This window comes from Clostridiales bacterium, assembly GCA_015243575.1.
Lineage (GTDB): Bacteria > Bacillota > Clostridia > Peptostreptococcales > Anaerovoracaceae > Anoxybacterium > Anoxybacterium hadale.
Genome location: CP042469.1, coordinates 3,927,438 through 3,947,187, shown reverse-complemented (window position 1 = coordinate 3,947,187; position 19,750 = coordinate 3,927,438). Strand labels below are relative to the sequence as shown.

15 protein-coding genes are annotated in these 19,750 nt (G+C 45.8%); 10 read left to right on the top strand and 5 right to left on the bottom strand.

Annotated features, from left to right (window positions below):
- Nucleotides 1-240: 240 nt before the first annotated feature.
- Nucleotides 241-2,733: a hypothetical protein gene (locus FRZ06_17355; GenBank protein ID QOX64986.1), complete on the bottom strand. Its 2,493-nt coding sequence runs from the start codon at nt 2,731-2,733 to the stop codon at nt 241-243.
- A 321-nt stretch (nt 2,734-3,054) separates the two neighbouring features.
- Between FRZ06_17355 and hflB the strand changes: the two genes are divergently transcribed.
- The 6 genes from hflB (at nt 3,055) to FRZ06_17325 (ending at nt 11,243) form a co-directional block, all read left to right on the top strand.
- Nucleotides 3,055-4,953, top strand: coding sequence for an ATP-dependent zinc metalloprotease FtsH (gene hflB, locus FRZ06_17350; protein QOX64985.1), 1,899 nt, complete (start codon nt 3,055-3,057; stop codon nt 4,951-4,953).
- A gap of 478 nt (nt 4,954-5,431) precedes the next feature.
- Nucleotides 5,432-5,794 carry a BlaI/MecI/CopY family transcriptional regulator gene (locus FRZ06_17345; protein QOX64984.1) on the top strand — a complete coding sequence of 121 codons (363 nt, stop codon included), beginning with the start codon at nt 5,432-5,434 and terminating at the stop codon, nt 5,792-5,794.
- 2 nt (nt 5,795-5,796) lie between these two features.
- The gene (locus FRZ06_17340; protein ID QOX64983.1) at nt 5,797-7,983 is read left to right on the top strand and encodes a M56 family metallopeptidase; all 2,187 of its coding nucleotides are present in this window, start codon (nt 5,797-5,799) and stop codon (nt 7,981-7,983) included.
- Nucleotides 7,984-8,035: 52 nt separating this feature from the next.
- Nucleotides 8,036-9,211, top strand: a complete 1,176-nt coding sequence (locus tag FRZ06_17335; GenBank protein QOX64982.1) for a beta-hexosaminidase — start codon at nt 8,036-8,038, stop codon at nt 9,209-9,211.
- A 47-nt stretch (nt 9,212-9,258) separates the two neighbouring features.
- Nucleotides 9,259-9,519: a hypothetical protein gene (locus FRZ06_17330; GenBank protein QOX64981.1), complete on the top strand. Its 261-nt coding sequence runs from the start codon at nt 9,259-9,261 to the stop codon at nt 9,517-9,519.
- Between the two features lie 92 nt (nt 9,520-9,611).
- On the top strand, nt 9,612-11,243 hold the full coding sequence (locus FRZ06_17325) for an acetolactate synthase large subunit (GenBank protein QOX65996.1): 1,632 nt from the start codon (nt 9,612-9,614) through the stop codon (nt 11,241-11,243).
- A 19-nt stretch (nt 11,244-11,262) separates the two neighbouring features.
- Here FRZ06_17325 and FRZ06_17320 read toward each other — a convergent pair whose 3' ends face one another.
- Entirely contained in the window at nt 11,263-11,808 is a 546-nt protein-coding gene (locus tag FRZ06_17320) for a phosphohydrolase (GenBank protein QOX64980.1), read from the bottom strand.
- Nucleotides 11,809-11,943: 135 nt separating this feature from the next.
- On the opposite strand from FRZ06_17320, the gene FRZ06_17315 reads away from it, so the two are divergent.
- Together FRZ06_17315 and FRZ06_17310 are read left to right on the top strand one after the other, a co-directional pair.
- Nucleotides 11,944-12,666, top strand: a complete 723-nt coding sequence (locus FRZ06_17315; GenBank protein ID QOX64979.1) for an AAA family ATPase — start codon at nt 11,944-11,946, stop codon at nt 12,664-12,666.
- A gap of 73 nt (nt 12,667-12,739) precedes the next feature.
- Nucleotides 12,740-14,089, top strand: a complete 1,350-nt coding sequence (locus tag FRZ06_17310) for a Trk family potassium uptake protein (GenBank protein ID QOX64978.1) — start codon at nt 12,740-12,742, stop codon at nt 14,087-14,089.
- Between the two features lie 71 nt (nt 14,090-14,160).
- Here FRZ06_17310 and FRZ06_17305 read toward each other — a convergent pair whose 3' ends face one another.
- The 3 genes from FRZ06_17305 to FRZ06_17295 form a co-directional block, all read right to left on the bottom strand.
- Nucleotides 14,161-14,829: a TrkA family potassium uptake protein gene (locus FRZ06_17305; protein QOX64977.1), complete on the bottom strand. Its 669-nt coding sequence runs from the start codon at nt 14,827-14,829 to the stop codon at nt 14,161-14,163.
- A 54-nt stretch (nt 14,830-14,883) separates the two neighbouring features.
- Nucleotides 14,884-15,495 carry a TrkA family potassium uptake protein gene (locus FRZ06_17300; GenBank protein QOX64976.1) on the bottom strand — a complete coding sequence of 204 codons (612 nt, stop codon included), beginning with the start codon at nt 15,493-15,495 and terminating at the stop codon, nt 14,884-14,886.
- 106 nt (nt 15,496-15,601) lie between these two features.
- Nucleotides 15,602-17,749, bottom strand: coding sequence for a diguanylate cyclase (locus FRZ06_17295; protein QOX64975.1), 2,148 nt, complete (start codon nt 17,747-17,749; stop codon nt 15,602-15,604).
- A 178-nt stretch (nt 17,750-17,927) separates the two neighbouring features.
- On the opposite strand from FRZ06_17295, the gene FRZ06_17290 reads away from it, so the two are divergent.
- On the top strand, nt 17,928-19,043 hold the full coding sequence (locus FRZ06_17290) for a radical SAM protein (protein ID QOX64974.1): 1,116 nt from the start codon (nt 17,928-17,930) through the stop codon (nt 19,041-19,043).
- Between the two features lie 74 nt (nt 19,044-19,117).
- A complete protein-coding gene (locus FRZ06_17285) occupies nt 19,118-19,720 on the top strand; it encodes a hypothetical protein (protein ID QOX64973.1) in 603 nt (200 codons plus the stop codon).
- The last annotated feature ends 30 nt before the right edge of the window (nt 19,721-19,750 follow it).

Here is a 19,750-nt window from a genome sequence, read left to right as displayed (position 1 = left end):
GAAAGCTCCAATCCCCTCTACACTTGGACTATTAGATTGGGTTGTTTCCGAAATACGCTGCCCGGCTGCCTTACGTGCTGTCCAGCATTGGCACCTGCACTGTTCTTCGATCTATCCGGGGAAGGCATACGATTGGCCGGCGGCGGCTTGCGCTGCCGGACCATTCTTCTATAATGATTCTACACACTTACGAGTATAGTGTATTTTGTCGATTTTTGACATTGGCCAAAAATCCCATTTTTAAAGAAGTTTCAAGTTTTTTGCTTTCTTTATCGCTGAAATCTTATTGTTTACCTCAAACTTTTGATAAATATTCTCCAAATGCCGCTTGATGGTGGAGGAAGACAAAATCAGGTTTTCTGCAATTTCCTTTTGGGTCAGTCCTTCTGCAAGCAGCTTTAGAACCTCCGTTTCCCGTTCTGTCAAACTAGTCTGATTCCTTGGCTTCATATTTTCACTGTACCGAGCACAGGCAGAAAGCAAGTCATCCAGATAGCGGGGCGAAATCCCTTCTCTTCCCTTCAGGTTCTCAAGCATAGGCAGCAGGTACTCCCCGTTTTCAGCAAAGGGCATGACGATTCCGTCTGCCTGTCCTTCCCTCAGCACCGGAAGCAGTGCGCAAATCCCCGCTTCCATTCCGTACAGCTTCTGCTGTGCTATGGCAGCATAGATGGAATTATGCAGAATGCCCAGTTGGTTGTGCATAAAATCGAACTTTGCCTTAAAGCTTTCACATAGAATTTCTAGGGCGATCCAATTCTCGGAAAGCATCACTGCTTTGCCTTGGATGATGCAGGGAAACGCCATTCCGCGAAGCAGGTATGCACCGTATGAGAAATCGCCGCTGCGAAGCCCGTTCGGAATAAATTCAGCCTGTTTCATGCAGCCGTAAAGATAACCGTCGCAAAGATCAATCATCGTGCTGAACACAAGATTATTCTGGATGGAAAGCCGAGGCTTTTGCTCTGAGAGCATTTCTTTCACTTTTCTCATTAATTCCCGGGATTCCTCAATACGTCCTTCCATCAAACGGAGCCTTGCAAGGGTAAAATTGGCACAGATTTCTATGCCGATCTGCATTTTGGTCTTGGCCTTGTAGATGGCTTTCATTGCATAGAGTTCTACCTGCTCAAGCTGCCCCGTTTCCAGTGCTGCCTCGGCAAGAGCCAAAAACTCACAGCCTGTGCCGCAGCCGTCCAAAAACTCGGGAGCAAAATGGTCCGCTAATTTTTCGAGTGTTTCCTGAAGTGTTCCCGGTTCTTTATAATAACCGTACAGAAAATGAGGGAGTCCGAACGTAAATTCGCTGTGGCGAAGGATCAATGCTGATTTGCCGCCATGAAAAAGTGCTGCAGCTCTTCGCGCGTGCTTTTCCATTAATTCAATATCGTTAAAGGATAAGATCGCATAAATTAATTCAATTTCCGCAAAAATGCTATCGCAAAGATTCAGTGCAAAGCCCTCGGGACGTCCATAGTATTCAGAAATCTCCTGGACAATTTCCACTCCCCTTCGAATCAGATGCTCTTCTCCGCCGACAACGAAGTTTAATGCGATCTGCATAAAAAGCAACGGGTATTTGTAGCAGTAATGCTGCGGGAGGTCGTTGCAGATACTATGCATCAGGTCATTTCCAAGAAAGCTGATAGACACATCCTCCATCTTACTTAGATGATCCAAAAGTTCCTCAGTCCGACCCGCTCTGTGGTAATACCCGAATGCGGTGACGTAGTCCCCCAAGACGAGATACCAGTGACCTGCTCCCATGCAGAGTGCATTGATATCAAGAGTACTGCTTTCCAGTTTTGCGTGCAGATAATCCCGGAGCACATTGTGCAGCCGATATGCTCCCGTCTGCGGATCCCATTCGATAAAAGCATTTTGGTCTACCAACTGGTTTACGATATGACGGATATTTTTATTCTGAAGCACGACTTGTGCCTGTTTAATTGTGAAATTGTCGAAGACTGACAGCCCAAGCATCGCCTCTTTGGCTTCATCCTCCAGCTGGTTAAACAAATTTGCTTCGATCAATCGATTAATATTGGAGTTAATTTCCGGGCGCAGTCCTTGTTTCATCCCAAGAAGAATCAGATAAATGGCAGAAATCCACCCTGCGGTGTAGTTCGTGATCCCTTCCAGCTCCTTTTGGGTAAGGTGTCCGCAGTCCATTAACCGGAAATATTCTTCAATTTCCTCTGTTGTAAACGCTAGAAATGATGAATCCACATAATAGCACAGCCCCTTGCTGAGAAGCCCCGCATGGCCGATATCGGGACGGGTACGGGAAATTAAAACGATGTGAAAATTGGGAATCTCCTCCTGCACTACAACTTCTACAAACGCTTCAACCTGCTTGTTGTCTTCGATTAGATGATAATCATCAATGACCAGCACCGTCTTCTTATCGGAGCCGTATTCATTTATGGATTCAACCATCTTGTCCATCTGATACTGATTATAAGGGAAGCCCATTTCAAGGAGTCGTTTCGCTATATCTGGGTAGTATTTGGATGAAGCGGCGCAAAGCTTGTTCCAAAACTGGCTCTCGGTGCTTCTTTCACCCGTAAGAGAAACCCATATGGTATTTGCCTTTCGATTCTCCAAAAAGGTTTTTACCGCTGTCGTCTTGCCATAACCCATTGTTGCAGATACCACTGTCAGCGGATACTGAAAGATATTGGATAAACCATTTTCAATTCGTTTTCGTTTCAGAACTTTATAATTTGGCATTGTAACGACCCCGACTAAAAAATTGGTGAAAACTGCTTAATAGATACAATATTTTATCATAATTTCCCACTTACAACAACTCTGCACAGAAAAAGGTTTTTCTGCGATAATCAGGTGCTCCCACCTTCTTGCAATCATAAGACTTCCTATGCAATAAAAGATCCTGATTTCGTAAAAAAATGAAATCAGGATCTTTTTTACTATTTTTTATTTTTGTATTAATACAAATCGCAAAATTGCAAAGAATAGAATCAGTAAGCTGCAAAATCCTGTTGCGACTCATTCAGAATACATACGATTTATCTGAAAGGAGGATATATCATGCCAAAGAAATCCCGCAAAAGCAGTACCGTGTTCCGATTTCTCCTCTTGCTGACGTTCCTATGCCTGCTTCCCGTTCCTAGCTATGCAGAAATCCCGACTGCGGCTTGGAGCAGCAGCTCCATTGAATCAACGACAGTTCCTACCGGGAGTACCAGGATACTAAACCGGGTAGATCTATCTACTTTATCCAAATATGTTCCGGTGGCATCCATTACTGAGGATCAATTCTATGATCTGAATTTTGGCATGCGTATAGCTTCCGTCGCTTTTACAACGGAAAACCTGCTGCTCCTGCGAACGCTTGATAACCAGTACTGCACCATTGCCATGTCTGAGGATTATATCAAGGCATTGGAGCTAACCGGAGCAGTAGACAGCGGCGCCAGCGTTAGATTTGCCTCCAACACCAGTCAGGAAAAGCCAAAAAGTATCATGGGAACCTTTATACTGGTCTCTATGATCCTTGGATTTACTGTTTTTTTGATCTGGTTTTTCAGTGTCAGCAGAAAAGCCTATGAGCCGGATAAAATAACCGTGGGGACAAAGGAAAAACCGAAGAATATGCCAGCCACACCAGAAAAAAAGATCACATTTGATGAAGTCCAAGGCATTGATGAACTGAAACCGGATTTGTTTCGACTGGTGGATGCTCTGAAACACCCTGCAAAATACAAGCGGCTGGGAGCAAGACCTACAAAAGGGTTAATTCTGTACGGACCGCCCGGAACGGGTAAGACCCTAATTGCAAAAGCAATCTCCGGTGAAGCGGAAGTCCCGTTTTTCTCCGCGTCAGGAAGTGACTTTGTAGAAAAGTATGTAGGTGTGGGCGCATCCAGAATCCGTGAGCTCTTTGCAAAGGCTAGAAAGGCCTCTCCCTGCATTGTATTTATTGACGAGCTGGACGCAATCGGAGGAATCCGCGGTGAAAGCAACAATAGTGAAAGAGACCAGACGATCAATGCATTGCTTACTGAACTGGACGGATTTGCTGCTTCGGAAGGGATTCTTACCATTTGCGCAACCAATCGGCTGGATATTCTGGATTCGGCACTTACCCGCCCCGGCCGGTTTGACCTTAAGATTGCAGTCAACCTTCCGGACAAACAAGCCCGATACCAAATCCTCAGATTGCACAGTTCCGGGAAGAAACTATCCGAGGAAGTCCGAATTGATGCTCTGGCAAAAAAAACCAACGGCTTTTCCGGTGCAGAACTTGAAAATCTGCTGAACGAGGCCGCGCTGATCGCCGCAACGGAGGATAAGGATTTTATTACCAACGATGATATTGAAAATGCCTTTTTCAAGCTCCTTCTAAATGGCCACAAAAAAGAACGAAGCGAGGATGACAGCTATGTAAGACTTGTGGCGTATCATGAAGCAGGACATACACTAGCCACAAAGCTTTTGACCAACGACGGTGTACCCACTGTGACAATCGTCCAAAGCACGTCTGGCGCAGGAGGGGTTACCTTCCGTGCTCCGGAGGATACTCCGCTAAAAAGCAAAAAATATTTAAAAAACCTGGTGAAGGTGATGTATGCCGGCAGGGCTGCTGAGGAGATTCTTCTAGGCAGTGATGAGGATATTACAACCGGCGCTTCCGAGGACATCAAGCAGGCTACGGAAATCATCAAGCAATACATTGCCATCTACGGCATGGGCACGCAGGGAATGATCGATTTGACTCAGCTGACAAACCAGTTTAATATGATTGAAGAGGCCTCAAGCATGGCCAATGAACTCTATCGTGAAACCTTAAACTTTCTATTGCAAAACCGCCGCAGCCTTGATAGGATCTCCCTTGCTCTCCTTGACAAGGAGACGCTTGATGAGCCTGAAATTGATCGTCTTATTTCAGGACAGGATGGCGAAGAGCCCCTGCAGCTGACCTCTTAAAAAAGTGCTGACGCCACTCCGCTAGGGAAACCCTTGGTATATTTCCTAATTAGATAAAAAAACGCCCGTCAAATTGACGGGCGTGCCATAACGTAATAATCAGTGTCTTGCGCCGAGTGGCTGACACATGGAACTAGGATCTGCAACCGCCGCGGCAGCATTTACATCTGCGCCGGCCATTGCGGTCTCTCCAGATGATCAAAAAGCAGTCACTGTTACATAAGGATTCGGTTTCTGATTCTACCCGTTCTCTGCATATGTCTCGCGCCGCTTCGACTTCCTCTACAGCCCTGCGTCTACGTCTGCAATTACACATTCTAATACCTCCCTTCATTGTTCGGTACCGTATATGCTATGAAGGATCATTGCTTTCTGTGAATGGTTTTGAAAAAAGCTTGACACGTCTGGTCTACAATGATAGACTTACCGTGAAATCCGGTCTACTTTTATAGACCAGCATGATGAAGGAGCACTAAAAATGGAACAACTAAAATTGTGTGAAAGCGAATACCGCTTTTCTGATATCGTATGGGAATATGAGCCTCTAGGATCTGGGGATCTGGTCAGACTCTGCGAAGAGCGTCTGGGCTGGAAGAAATCCACAACCTACACTGTTTTAAAAAAGCTTTGTGAGAGAGGAGTTCTCGAAAATACAAATGCAGTCGTTTCCTCTTTGGTTAAGAAGGAACAGGTTCAACAATATGAAAGTGAGCAGATCATCAGCAAGACGTTTGGAGGGTCACTCCCCCAGTTTATTTCCGCTTTTATGGGCGATAAAAAGCTGCCGCCGGATCAGGCCGAAAAACTCAAGTGCCTGATCGACAGTTTTAAGGAGGACTAAGGATGGAACACAATCTGATCGGGCTATTTCTAACCCTATTTAATATGAGTATTACAGCCAGCGCTGTCATTCTGATTGTGCTACTGCTTCGGCTTATGCTCATAAAGGCTCCGAAGGTCTTTTCCTACGGTCTGTGGTCTATTGTCTTTTTCCGTCTGTTCTTCCCTGCCTCTATTTCCTCATCCATGAGTCTCCTGCGTTTTCTGCCGTCCGGTGTTATCGGGCGGACATCTGCGGTGTCACCCCCAGTGGAGGTCGTTGCTCCATTGCCGTTTGGAACCCCAGCTGCGGCAGGAACAGGCACTCCGGAAGAAGTTACCGGTAGAATTCATGATGCAGGAGTACTGCTGCAGAATCTACAGGCAGGCACGCAGAAACAATCCTATATCGATTCCCTGCTTGGGCAGGGTCATCCTATCCTCACTGCTATGACCATTCTCTGGCTGACTGGGGTTGCTGTGCTCCTCCTCTACAGTGCCTGGTCCTACGCAAAGTTGAAAGGCAGGCTTTCCACTGCTCTTTGGATTGAGGAAAACATATTTGAATCAGATCTGATTCAATCCCCCTGTGTTGTCGGCTTTTTTCACCCCGGCATCTATCTGCCTTCAGGCATCTCCGGCCCGGAACGGCAATATATTTTAAGGCACGAAAACATTCATATCAGGCGGTTTGATTATCTTCTGAAGCCCCTGGCCTTTCTTGCGCTTTGTCTTCACTGGTTCAATCCTCTCGTATGGATTAGCTACCGCCTCATGGGACGTGACATGGAAATGTCCTGTGATGAAAGCGTCTTGAGAGGAATGGGCCTGGATATCAAAAAAGCCTACAGCAGCTCCCTTCTTTCGTTTGCGACACCGGGAGGCCGACTCAGCGGCAGCCCCCTGGCTTTCGGAGAAGAAACTGTAAGTAAACGAATTAAAAACATACTGAACTATCGGAAACCACCTGTATGGATCGCAGTGGGCCTCATCATTGCGCTTATCATTACAGCCATCAGCCTAGTGACCGATCCAAAAACAGAATCTGCTTTGGAAGGTCAGCCCGCTGCAACCTCTTTCAGCCAGCAGGATCTTTACACCATGTCGGAAACCTGGGCCGAGGCCCTGAAAACCCGCAATGGTGAGCCTCGATATGAAATGATGTCCGCTGAAATGAAAAAGCAATTTATCAAAGAACAAAAGGAAAGAAGCGAACCCTGGAATTTTAATATTGGCGTTTCCAGTCCATGGGTTACAGATTATAAGGTAACTGTCAACGGTGATACAGCAGAAATCATCTACATGCTAACGGACAGCTCCCAAAGTACCTATGAACAAAAGGAAGTCCTTCTTTTTGGAAAGGAAGATGGAAAAACCGTTGTGGTAAAAGCGGATGAACTGCTTAGCGATTACGAGCGATACAGCTACCATGCACCGTCGGCAGAGCAAGCCCTTGAAGTGTATCGCGGCGCGCTGATGGAAAGTAATTACCTAACGATTCTGTCCATAACCCCATCTGCTCCGCTTGATCCATACGGCCAGATCATCTGGGACACAATAAAGATCAGTAAAGTCCGTGTTATAACACAGGATGTCCGCCAGAATAAGGCATGTTATGAGCTGGAGCTTACGATTGATGAAGGCGGAAGCTCTGCTTTTGAAACCGGCAGCTCACCACGCTGGCTCTGGCTGTCCAAGGATGCGCTTGGATGGTACGTTGAAGGTCTCATGACAGGAGGCGCTCCCGACGCCGATTGGTGGAGCCAGCCTGCAACGGCAGATCCTTTTTTTGGAGATAGCCAATGGACGGAAGCAACGTATCGGTTTGATAAGATTCTTTATCTGTCTCCCCTGAGCTCAGCCACCTTAGACTATGCTGAAAACAGGATGAAAGAAGCGCAATGCATCATAGGGACAGAACGATTTTCCATCGACAACCCGAACGAAAACAATCATTATGAAATTGCAAGCCCGATCTATATCAAGTCGGAATTCACAGAGCAAATGACGGCTGATTTCGAGAAATCTACATTTCAGAAAATATCCATTAAAAAGTATAAAGAGAAGTACAGGTACAACGTTTTTACTGGGGATCATAAGAATACGAACTACTGTTTCTATCTCATGGACAATGAACTTTGGCTGGCTTCCTATGCAGACAATACCGCCGATGGCTCAGAGATCATTATGACGCTCTGGAAATTAAAATGACAGCCTAAAGTGCAAAAGCGCTCACATATAGAACCGTGACGGGGAGGATAAAATGATTTTGCAGGGGAGATTTTTAAGGATGCTGCCTATCGCACTGCTGCTCTTTGTGGGATGTGCGTTTTCCGCATGTGTTGATAACGGCAGCAAATCTGCTGAAACTCCGGGCAGCGGTGCGCAGGACCAGCCCGAAAGCGGAGAAGGAACTGAGGAGACCCCATCCAATGCCGGCCGGGCCCAAACGATATTGGCAGGAATGACTCTGGAGGAAAAGGTTGGTCAGATGTTTTTTGTCCGCTGCAGAAAAGATACAGCCGTTGCTGACATTGCCCAATTTCATCCGGCAGGTTTTATTCTCTTTGGATCAGATATCAAAGGTCAGACCAAAGAATCGCTTACAGCGGTCATTCAGAGTTATCAATCCGCTTCTTCCATTGGTCTTTTCATAGGCGTTGATGAAGAAGGGGGAAGTATCGTTCGTGTAAGTAAATATCGTGAATTTCGGGAATCGCCCTTTCCGTCCCCTCAAGAGCTCTATTCAAAAGGCGGTTTTGACCTAATTACTTCGGATACAAAAGAAAAGTCAGCACTGTTAAAGGGCTTGGGATTCAATGTCAATCTTGCACCGGTATGCGATGTTTCTGACAACCCCTCTGATTATATTTATGATCGCACCTTTGGAACGTCTGCAGCAGAGACTGCGCAATATGTCAAGACCGTGGTGACGGCAATGAACGAGAGTGAAATAGGCGCTGTTTTAAAACACTTTCCCGGTTATGGCAGTAATCTCGATACCCATAAGGGCATTGCCGTGGACAACAGCAGCTATGAGTCATTTTTAACACGCAATTTTCTCCCATTTCAATCAGGAATCCAGGCAGGAGCCGAAAGCGTTATGGTTTCCCATACTATTGTAACCTCCATGGATGAGAGCCTTCCCGCTTCCCTCTCTCCAAACGTGAACAAAATCCTCCGGCAGCAACTGAACTTTACCGGAGTCATTATGACAGATGACCTTTCTATGAAAGCCATTGAAGATTCCATCGGGGTGGAAGAAGCAGCAGAGCTGGCCGTTGCAGCAGGTAATAATCTGCTGATATCTACCCATTTCGACGTCCAGATTCCGGCAGTTCTAAGCGCAGTAAAGGAAGGGCGGATCCCTGCAAAAACCATCGATGATTCCGTCCTCAAAATTCTGGAATGGAAGCTTCATCTAGGTATTATCTCCTAATACTTGCTCATACTATTATTAGAAAATAGAAGTAAAAGGAGCTTATTATGCGGAAAGAGAATTTATTTCAAAGGAAAGCATGGTTTTATAAATATAAAGAGCGGGTGAATCAGCAGCTGGATGATTTTTATGCCACAATACCGGAAAGCGGCCTGTCCCCCAGAGAGCAGTATTTATATGACACTGCACAGAACCAGTTCAAAATGCTCTACGAACTCATTGACCGTTCTCAGGATTTGATTGATACAGAATTGATGAAGATACGAGACACCCCCGAACAGAAGAAAAATGCAGACCAGCTGATTTAATTTGCTGGATTTTCTATATTCATTGCTATGATTCAAGGAAGGGAGTGTACGTTATCAATCTGGACAACAATTTTCCCAGTGCAGCAGAGTTGATGGTAAAATGCCTCGAGGCAGAGGGAGTTGAATATATTTTCGGCATACCAGGAGAAGAGAATCTTGGACTGATGCAGGCCTTAAAGAACTCTTCGATCAAATTTATAACCACCCGCCACGAACAAGGTGCCGCTTTTATGGCGGATATGTATGGCAGGCTTACTGGAAGGGCAGGTGTTTGTTTATCAACCCTGGGTCCTGGCGCGACAAACTTGGTCACCGGAGTTGCTGATGCACAAGGTGATGGTGCTCCCCTTGTGGCAATTACAGGACAAGTCAGCACCGATAAGATGCATATCACCTCCCATCAGCTTCTCGACTTGAGCAAAATGTTTGAGCCGATTACCAAGAAGACCAAGCTGGTAGTAAAACCGGAAACAATTGGTGAAATCGTTCGTATCTCATTTAAATATGCGGAAAGTGAGCGGCCGGGAGCAACGCACATCGAGCTGCCGGTTAACGTTGCAAAGATGAAAGTTCCGCCCCAGGAACTCCCTTTGTCTAAAGCTGCCGCAAATTTTAAAGAGTACGCGAACATGCTCAGTGTGGAAATTGCAGCAGCTGAAATTTTTCGTGCTCAAAGTCCGGTGGTTCTGGCAGGCAGCGGCGTAGCAAGAGCAGGCGCATCGGAGGCACTGACTCAATTTGCAGAGGGACTGAAACTGCCTGTTATCAATACCATGATGGCAAAGGGTGTCATATCTGCACACAGCCGCTACGCGATGATGACGATCGGAATCCCGCAAAAGGATTATGCCAATAAGATTCTGGAGGACGCAGACCTGGTTGTAGCCGTGGGCTATGATCTTGTGGAATTTGCACCAACCTCATGGAACGATATGGGCGATAAAAGAATTATCCATATTGGAAGGCAGCCTGCCCATACCAACAAATGCTATCAATGCACCGTAGAGGTGGTTGGGGACATAGCGGAATCACTTTTTAGTATTTTAAGAAGGACTACCCGAACGGCCGAGCCGGAGTATGCTCTGAAAATCAAGGAAATGTTTCTAGAGGAACAAAAGTGCTGTGAAGCCGATAGTGCCTTTCCCATGAAGCCCCAGAGAATTCTGAGAGATGTGAGAAAGATCCTGAGTGAAGACGATATTCTAATCTCTGATGTGGGGGCACACAAGATGTGGATCGGCCGCCTCTACAGCTGTTACCGCCCTAACACCTGCATGATTTCCAATGGATTCGCATCGATGGGAATCGGTATACCGGGAGCAGTGGCAGCCAAGCTGCTTTATTCCGAAAAAAGGATTCTTACCGTCACAGGTGACGGCGGATTTATGATGAATTCCCAGGAGCTTGAAACCGCAGTTCGTCTGGGACTCAATTTTGTTGTATTGATCTTTCACGATTCTGCCTACGGCTTGATCAAGTGGAAGCAGATGGATCAGTATGGAGAAAACCACCATGTTGCCTTTACCAATCCTGACTTTGTCAGGTTGGCTGAGGCCATGAACTGCAGAGGTTATCGGGTCAGCAGGGCCGACGACCTCATCCCTATTCTGGAAAATGCATTTCTCCAGAAGGTACCTGCGATCATCGATTGCGCCGTTGATTACGGCGAAAATGTCAAACTAACCAAACACCTTCAGCAGATCTATAACAACCCGGACATTTAATGTTCCGTCACTGCAATTCTCATCTCGGTTGAAATCGAACCTCGAACTCCTTCAGAAAGGCCTGCTCAACCGCAGCAAATTCACGCAGCTCCAGATCGGGCAGACTCACCAAACCCGGTCTCTGGTCAAAGATCTCCTCGTCCATTAAGTACAAAAGTTCCTCGAAAAGTATCCCATCATCAATAGAGCAGACTGCTTCATGGTCTTTCTCACTCAAATCCGCCAAACCAAACCTGCTGTAGATCAGCGACTGCAGAACTGCCTCATATTCTTTGTACTGAGGCAGGCTCCTCTTCACAGGACGGGTAATATCAGAAAGATAGGCTTCACTTGCATCATGGAGCAGGCAGGCCAGTTGAACCTTTTCTGAAAGCCTCCTCGCCTTTGCCTCCTGAAGACAATTCAAAGAATGCTGGGCCACACTATAGAAATGTTTGATGTGTCCATTAGCGCGGCACATCAGAGACAGTGCGTGGGCGATGTCCGCAATTTTAATATCCTCTTCTCTTGCACACAGCGGTGAAAATTTTACCTTGGAATACGTAATGATGCAGTCCTGATTCATAATAGGCCACCTTTCCTAAAGCTTCTGAGTACCATTTTATTGCAATTTTTTTTATATTACAATCCCTTTACTGAACAAGATTTGTTATACTAATAGCATATCTACGAAGGGACTATGATAAGAAAGGGGTTATGGATGGAACAGACTTTTATCAGCAGTATCCGGCTGAATTCACCGGTTGAAAAGGATTCCTATCTCAACAAATTACCGGTAGTTCGTCATCTGGCAGGAATGGATACGCTGAACTTTTCCAGTCGGGTCACATTTTTGGTTGGAGAAAATGGAACGGGAAAATCAACGCTGCTGGAGGCAATTGCGATCGCTTATGGCTTTAATGCTGAGGGCGGGTCCCGCAATTTCAACTTCACAACGAAAGGCACTCATTCGGAATTGTATCGTCATCTGACCATCGCCCGAAGAGCGTACCCCAAAGACGGATACTTCCTCAGAGCAGAAACCTTTTATAATGCCGCAAGCTATATTGATGAGGTTGGTGCTGCAGGTTCTTATGGAGATCGATCTCTTCATGAGCAGTCGCACGGGGAAAGCTTTCTTTCTCTGGTACAGAATCGTTTCAGAGGAAATGGAATCTATCTGCTGGACGAGCCTGAAGCTGCTTTGTCACCAAGCCGCTTATTGGTACTTCTTGCTCAGATCCATGAGCTTGCAACACAACATTCTCAATTTATTATCGCCACCCACTCTCCGATTCTGATGGCATATCCAGGAGCGGAGGTTCTGGAGCTGACACAAGCCGGAATCTCCTCTGTGGATTATCGTCAAACAGAACACTACCAGCTCACCCGCAGTTTTTTGGAAAACCCCGAAAAGATGCTGGGTTATTTATTGGAGAACTGAATGAGAAACCGTGTTTTCAACAAACATATTATTACCATATTCATTATAAAAGTAAAGGAATGAAAAGATTTTTATGCTAACCAGGAAAAAAAAATTGCTGGCTTCTGTTTCTCCAACGAGAATCATCGTATCCAGCTTCGCATTGATCATATTTACCGGTGCTATTCTGCTGAGCCTGCCTGCTGCATCCAACGACGGTCGCAGCATTGGCTTCCTAAATGCTTTTTTTACTGCCACATCTGCGACCTGTGTCACCGGACTAGTCGTTGCTGACACCTTGACCCAGTGGACTCTCTTCGGTCAGATTGTCATTCTGTTTCTGATTCAAATCGGCGGTCTTGGGATTGTAACCCTGGCAACCTTCTTCTCTGTATTGCTGGGAAGAAAAATAAGCATGAGCGGAAAAATTCTTGCCCAGGAGTCTACCAGCGGCTATAGCTTTGCTGATGTTACCAGGCTGATTAGGAGCGTCATAAAAATAACAGTGGGACTGGAACTTGCAGGTGCCGTTCTGCTTTCCTTCAGCTTTATCCCGCGGTTTGGAATGCGAGGGATTTACCTTTCAATCTTTCACTCGATCTCAGCCTTCTGCAATGCGGGTTTTGACCTGATCGGCAATTTCAGAAGCCTCACCCAGTATAACGACGACCCTATTGTAATTTATACCATTTCATTGCTCATCATAACCGGCGGTCTTGGGTTTATTGTATGGAAAGACCTGGCTGATTACCGTAAGACTCGGAGCCTTTATCTGCATACCAAATTGGTGCTGATCATTTCTGCAGGTCTTTTGATCATCGGCGCACTCTTTTTCTTTGTTTCAGAGTATACCAATCCGCAGACCATGGGGCCCTTGAATCTATACGAACGAATCAACGCAGCAGTGTTTCATTCCGTCACCTGCAGAACCGCAGGCTACAACTCGCTTCCCTTGAATGAAATGAGTGAGCTGTCTAAAATTGTTACCATCCTGCTGATGTTCATCGGTGCAGCGCCAGGTTCGACGGGTGGAGGAATCAAGGTAACTACCTTCGGAATTCTTTTGATGGCAATCCTCTCCAATATTAAAGGAAATGATGAAACCGTGGTTTTAAAAAGGCGAGTCTCTCAGGTAGTCGTAAATAAAGCCCTGTCCATTGCAGGGCTCAGTATGGTACTGATCTTTATTATGACTTCGGTCATTGCAACCCTGGAGCCATTTCCCTTCATCAACGTACTTTACGAGGTTACCTCTGCATTTGGTACGGTGGGTTTGTCTACAGGCATCACGCCTCAGCTTGGAGGCATCAGCAAGCTAATGCTGATCATCACCATGTTTCTTGGCAGAGTGGGCCCCTTGAGCTTTGCTGTTGCAATTGCATTAAGAGAAAACAAGAAGCTGCAGAACGCGGTCTATCCTGAAGGAAAAATTATGGTAGGTTGACGGATACAATCAAGCCAAGAATCACAGTCAAGCCAGGAGTTACAATCAAGCCAATCACAAAGGAGATGTTCTTAACCGGGACGCTGGCCCGCAAACAAGTCCCTTAAGTGCTTCTTGCTCTCCAAATCTGACACTACGATCACGGAATCACCCTCTAATAGGACAAGATTTTCCCCTGGCTTTAACACCTCATTGTCTTTAATGACAGAAACAAGCTGGCAATCCCTCGGGATTTTTATATCCTTCACTTTTCGGTTGAAGACGGGAGAGTTTTTGGAGATTTCAACTTCACTGACTACAATCTTATTATTCTTGATACTGGTGAGGGTTTTCATTCCAGCATAATCAACCTCCTGCTCAATCATATCAGCAATGATTGTTGTGCTGCTGACAGGTATGTCAACCCCCAGCTTCAAAAACACATCTGTGTTTTTGGGATTATTCACCCTGGCGATGGTCTTTGATACCCTGAAGTTATTCTTTGCAAGCTGGCACGCAATCAGGTTTTCTTCGTCCTGCCCGGTAACGGCAATCACCACATCTGCTTTTGCAGTATCAGCGTTTTTTAAAATATCGATCTTCGTAGCATCTCCCTGATAAACAGGAATATTCAGCTCATCTGCAACCTTCTGGCAGATCTCCCGCTTCATCTCTATGACACTAACCTTATGACGATAAGACAGCAAAGTCTTTGCCAGATAGTATCCGACTTTTCCTCCGCCGATGACAACGATATTCATTCCTTTTCTCCTTTATATTTCGGAGCGCAACCCATTTTCTTCTTGCTCACGAGACTATATCTTTGAAACGATGACGAGTTCATCGTTAAATTCCAACTTGAAAGATGGGCTAGCAAAGCTCAACTGCCCATTTCGCAGAACGCCTAAGAGCATTGTATCTTTGGCTGCAGTGATCTCTTTCAAGAGCTTCCCCACATCCTTATCTCCAATTCTCTCGTAGTTAAATTCGATCCCTGTATTGTCCAAATAACAGGTTCTGGTGCTGGACTCACCAAGCATCAGAGCTCTGAACTCCTCTACCGCCATATTTGTAGGGCATACTGTGTGCACTCCAAATTGATAAAAAACCTGTTCCTTGACCGGATCCTGAATCCTAGCAAAAATCCTCGGTACATGAAAAACCTCTTTGGCAATCTGGCATGCCATCATGTTGATGTTGTCATCCGGCGTTACAGCGGCAAAGCCATCAGCACCTTCAATCCCAGCCTGTTTGAGTACATCCTCATCAATGGGAACACCCAATACCGTCACACCGTGAAAGCTGGGTCCTAAGAGATTGAGATTGGCACTGTTGCTGTCTACTACGGAGATCTCATGACCCTCTTCAGACATGACTGTGGCAAATTGAGCCCCAACTTTGCCGCATCCCGCTATTACGATCTGCATTTTTTCTCCTCCTGTAAGGAACAATTTTCACCGAAACCCAAAGGCTTTCGGGCAAGAATTATTATAATCATTCATCCTAACGAATACAACTGGTTCCGCTTTTATTTTACCCATATTTTACGTTCAAAACCTTGTCCAGAAACACTTTTACGATCTTCGGGTCGAATTGGATGCCAGCATTTCTCCGGATTTCGGCGGATGCCTCTTCTTCAGACATCGCTTTTCGGTATGGCCGATTTTCAGTCATTGCATCATAAGCATCTACAACGGATACAATTCGTGAGAGCAGCGGTATCTCTTCTCCTGCGATACCCTGCGGGTATCCCCGCCCGTCCCATCGTTCATGAAGATACAGGATAAAGTCTGCTACTGCTACCAGATCAGGCGATGACATGGCAATTCGATATCCAATCTCTGAGTGCTTTTTCATTTCCACCCATTCTTCATCGTTAAGCTTGCCTGGCTTGTTTAAAATCCGGTCGTCCACGCCAACCTTGCCGATGTCATGAAGCATTGCAACCAGTTCAAGCTCATCCATCTGAAGCTGAGTGAGCTTGAGCTTTCTTCCGATTTCCTTGGCAAGATAGGTGAGTCGTTCCGCATGCTCCTGTGTCTCATGACTCTTTTCATGCATGGTTGCTTTGATTGAGGAAAGTATAACACTATGAGAGCTCTTATGCTCCAAAAGCTTTCGCTTATACATGAAATCTTCCGCCAGCTTTATGGTGTTGTCCAGGTTCTCCTCAGCTTTTTCTTTGGTGGCAAATCCAAGGGAGATGTTCAGAGAATATGCTTCATTAAAAAGCTTTCGATTATATCGCTCGCACTCCTCTCTGATCAAACTCATCCTGTCACTTGCAGTCTCTTTATCTGTGAAGGGCAGTAAAATTGTGAATTCATCTCCACCAGTTCTTGCAGCGATATCATTTTCCCTGGTACATTTCTGAATGATTTTTGCAGTCTCAATGATGAGCTTGTCCCCCTCAGCATGTCCCAACGCATCGTTGACCAGTTTGACTCCGTTGATATCACCAATAATGACTGAGAGGGGAAGAAAATCTCCCCGGTCCATTCGCACCTTCATTAGCTCAAGAAAACGACGATTATAGATACCCGTGAGAAAATCATGATTGTTCAGGTATTGAATTTCATCCTCTTTCCTCTTTCGGTCTGTTATATCGATAATCAGCCCTTCCAGCGCGGAGACGCTGCCGTCACTTTCGAAAATTGCCTGCCCCTGTTCAAAGACCCATCTGGCTTCACCGGAAGCAGTAATGATTTCGTACTCCTCTGCCAGCTTCCCCTTTTCTTCTATTACATGGATCCATTTTTCCCACAAAACATCCCGAAATCTTGGGCTTATGATATCGCTGTACGTAACATCCCGGTTATTGACAAGGCTGGATGCGGAGTAACCGGTCAGATCCAGACATCCCTCAGATACGAAGAGCATTGTCCAGTGAACATCATATTTGCACCGGTAGGCCATGCCAGGTAAATTGGACAGAAGAAGGGAAAAACTTCTTTCATTTTCATGAAGCTTACTATTCGTCTCGAAATGCTTACTCTGCTCCCTGCGAATCAGGAAATTGGACCGAAACACATAGGAAAGGGATAAAAATACAAACAATAGGCTTGCTGCAATTACACCAGCCTGAATTGTGTTTCGCATTGCCTGTCGATACCATGCGGTTTCCGTATAATCAACCCCAAAGACAGCAATTAGCTCCCCCGTGACAGAATCTCTCATGGGGGACAGCACACTGATCCAAGTACCCCAGCGATCTTTGCTTTTTAAAATGATTGGCTTCCCATCGTAAAACGGCTGCTTATCTTCGGCGCCAGCTTCTGTATACTCCTGACCGGGAGGAGAATAGTTTTCTGCACTCTCAGGCTCCGAATCAGCAGCGAAATAGAGTCTGTCATCTCGCATAGCAAAAATATATGCAAAACGAATATCTTCAGAGGCAGCAACGATTTGCTGCAGTCCCTCTTTTACTTCTATATATTCTCGTTTCAAAAGATCACTTTTATTATAATCCAGCTTCCTCAGATCGGCTTCGCTGAACCCGGCCTTAGCAACCTCTGTCATGCGAAGGGCTTCCTCTTCTTTCTGCTCCATGGACAAATACCAAACTGTGCTCACACTAATCATGCAAATAAGCAACAGAAAAATAAACGAGACTAAAAAAATGAGTCTCGACTTTGCAGTGTGACCTGCCGTATTCGAAATGAGGGTTTTAAATTTAGTCATTTCAATCCTTCCGATTTCTTTTTTATCAGTTTACTTCATATTTCGACGCGATTCAATAAGTTTATGCAACACCGCCAAAAGGGAGCATGACAGCATAACTTCCAGCATAAATTTGACAGGAGATCAGAAACGAATTATAATTAAAGGTCACAAACTATGTTATCTCGGGGAGGTATTTATGAAGGACCACTCTGAATTAAATCGCTATATGAACCAAGGCATCAAAGATATCATTCTGAACACTTTAAAAGCTTCTTTGAAAAACTCACAGGAGATCAAATTTTTGCTGCGGTTTGTTGCTTATGCATCAAATGCCCGCCGAATCCGTATGAGGCATGAAGCAATGGGGTTGCACGTTCCGCCCTTCCTCATCGCCAGCATCGCTTCCGACTGTAATTTATTCTGCAAAGGCTGCTATGCAAGAGCAAATCAATCCTGCGGCAGCAGCGTGTGCTCCCATCCCAAAATGCCAGAAAAAGCTCTGCTCACCGAAGAGGAATGGGATAGAATCTTTACGGAGGCAGCCGATCTGGGAATCTCCTTTATCCTTCTGGCCGGCGGAGAACCGCTGATGAAAAGAGAAGTTCTTGAAAAAGCGTCAGACCATCCTCAGATCCTATTCCCCGTCTTTACGAACGGAACCCTAGTGAATGCCGACTGGATTACCTTCTTTGACGAAAATCGAAATCTAATTCCGGTCTTCAGTTTGGAAGGAGATGAGGATGAGACGGATCTTAGAAGGGGCCATGGTGTTTATCAGAAGGTAACAGAAGCGATGGCTCGTTTCAGAGAGCAGTCTGCCTTGTTTGGGGTCTCGATCACAGTTACAAGCCAGAATATCCGTCGAGTTACGGAATACGAATTTGTCCGCACCCTCCAGGAAACAGGCTGTGGCATCGTATTCTTCGTGGAATATGTCCCCGTCACAGAGGAAGCGAAATCACTTGCACCCGGTACTGCAGACAGAGCACTCATGGATCGCAGGCTCAGCAAGCTGCGTACCCTTCCCGGCTGTCCCAATCTGCTCTCTTTTCCCGGTGATGAAAAATACTCCGGCGGCTGTCTTGCTGCAGGCCGCGGTTTTTTCCATATTAACCCCTTTGGCGGCGCCGAGCCCTGCCCCTTTTCCCCCATTTCGGATCGCAATGTCAGAGATTATCCGCTCAAGGAGGTTTTGGCCTCGGGACTGTTCCGAAGTCTCGAAGACTCGGGAATGCTGGCTATAGAACACGAAGGTGGCTGTGCACTTTTCGGCAAGGATGACGAGATCATGGAAATGGCAACATCCGAATAGAAAAATTACTTTGTTGCTTTCGCGGTACACGTTCTGGGGAAGCCTACTAATATTAAAAACATACTGGAGGTATTATGCTCATATTCAAAAAGACTATCATCGTTGTACTGGCCTTCTTATGCAACGGTATGGCTGTAAGCCTGTTTATTCAAGCGGGATTCGGACTGGATTCCATCAGTGTTCTTTCCGCTGGCCTGGCAAATGTATTTCACACTTCAGTAGGAATTGCCAGCCTTGGATTTTACTTTATTATCATTCTTGGAGCATTCTTTGTTGACCGTAGTTACATCAGCGGTGCAACCCTGCTGTCACTTATAATCGTAGGGCCTTCCATCGATCAGTTTGCAAGGCTTGTCAGCCTGGTAGTCACACCGGAATCCGACATGATCATCCGGGTCATTTTCTATATCATCGCGTTCCTTTGCCTTGCATTTGCAATTGCCCTGTATCTCGCCGCCAACTTTGGAATATCAGGTGCAGATCTTATTACAATCATGGTATCAGAGAAAGCAGGCCTGCAGTTTCGTTGGTGCAAGATCGTTTTTGACATCAGTGTTATCACAATTGGGATTCTGCTGGGCGGTGTCTTCGGTGCGGGAACCATTATACAGGGTTTGTTGACCGGGCCTACGGTTCAGTATTTTCGAGGCAATCTGGAAAAGAGGCTTAAACTTTGAATTTATCAAGAAAAACTAAAATAACATCGA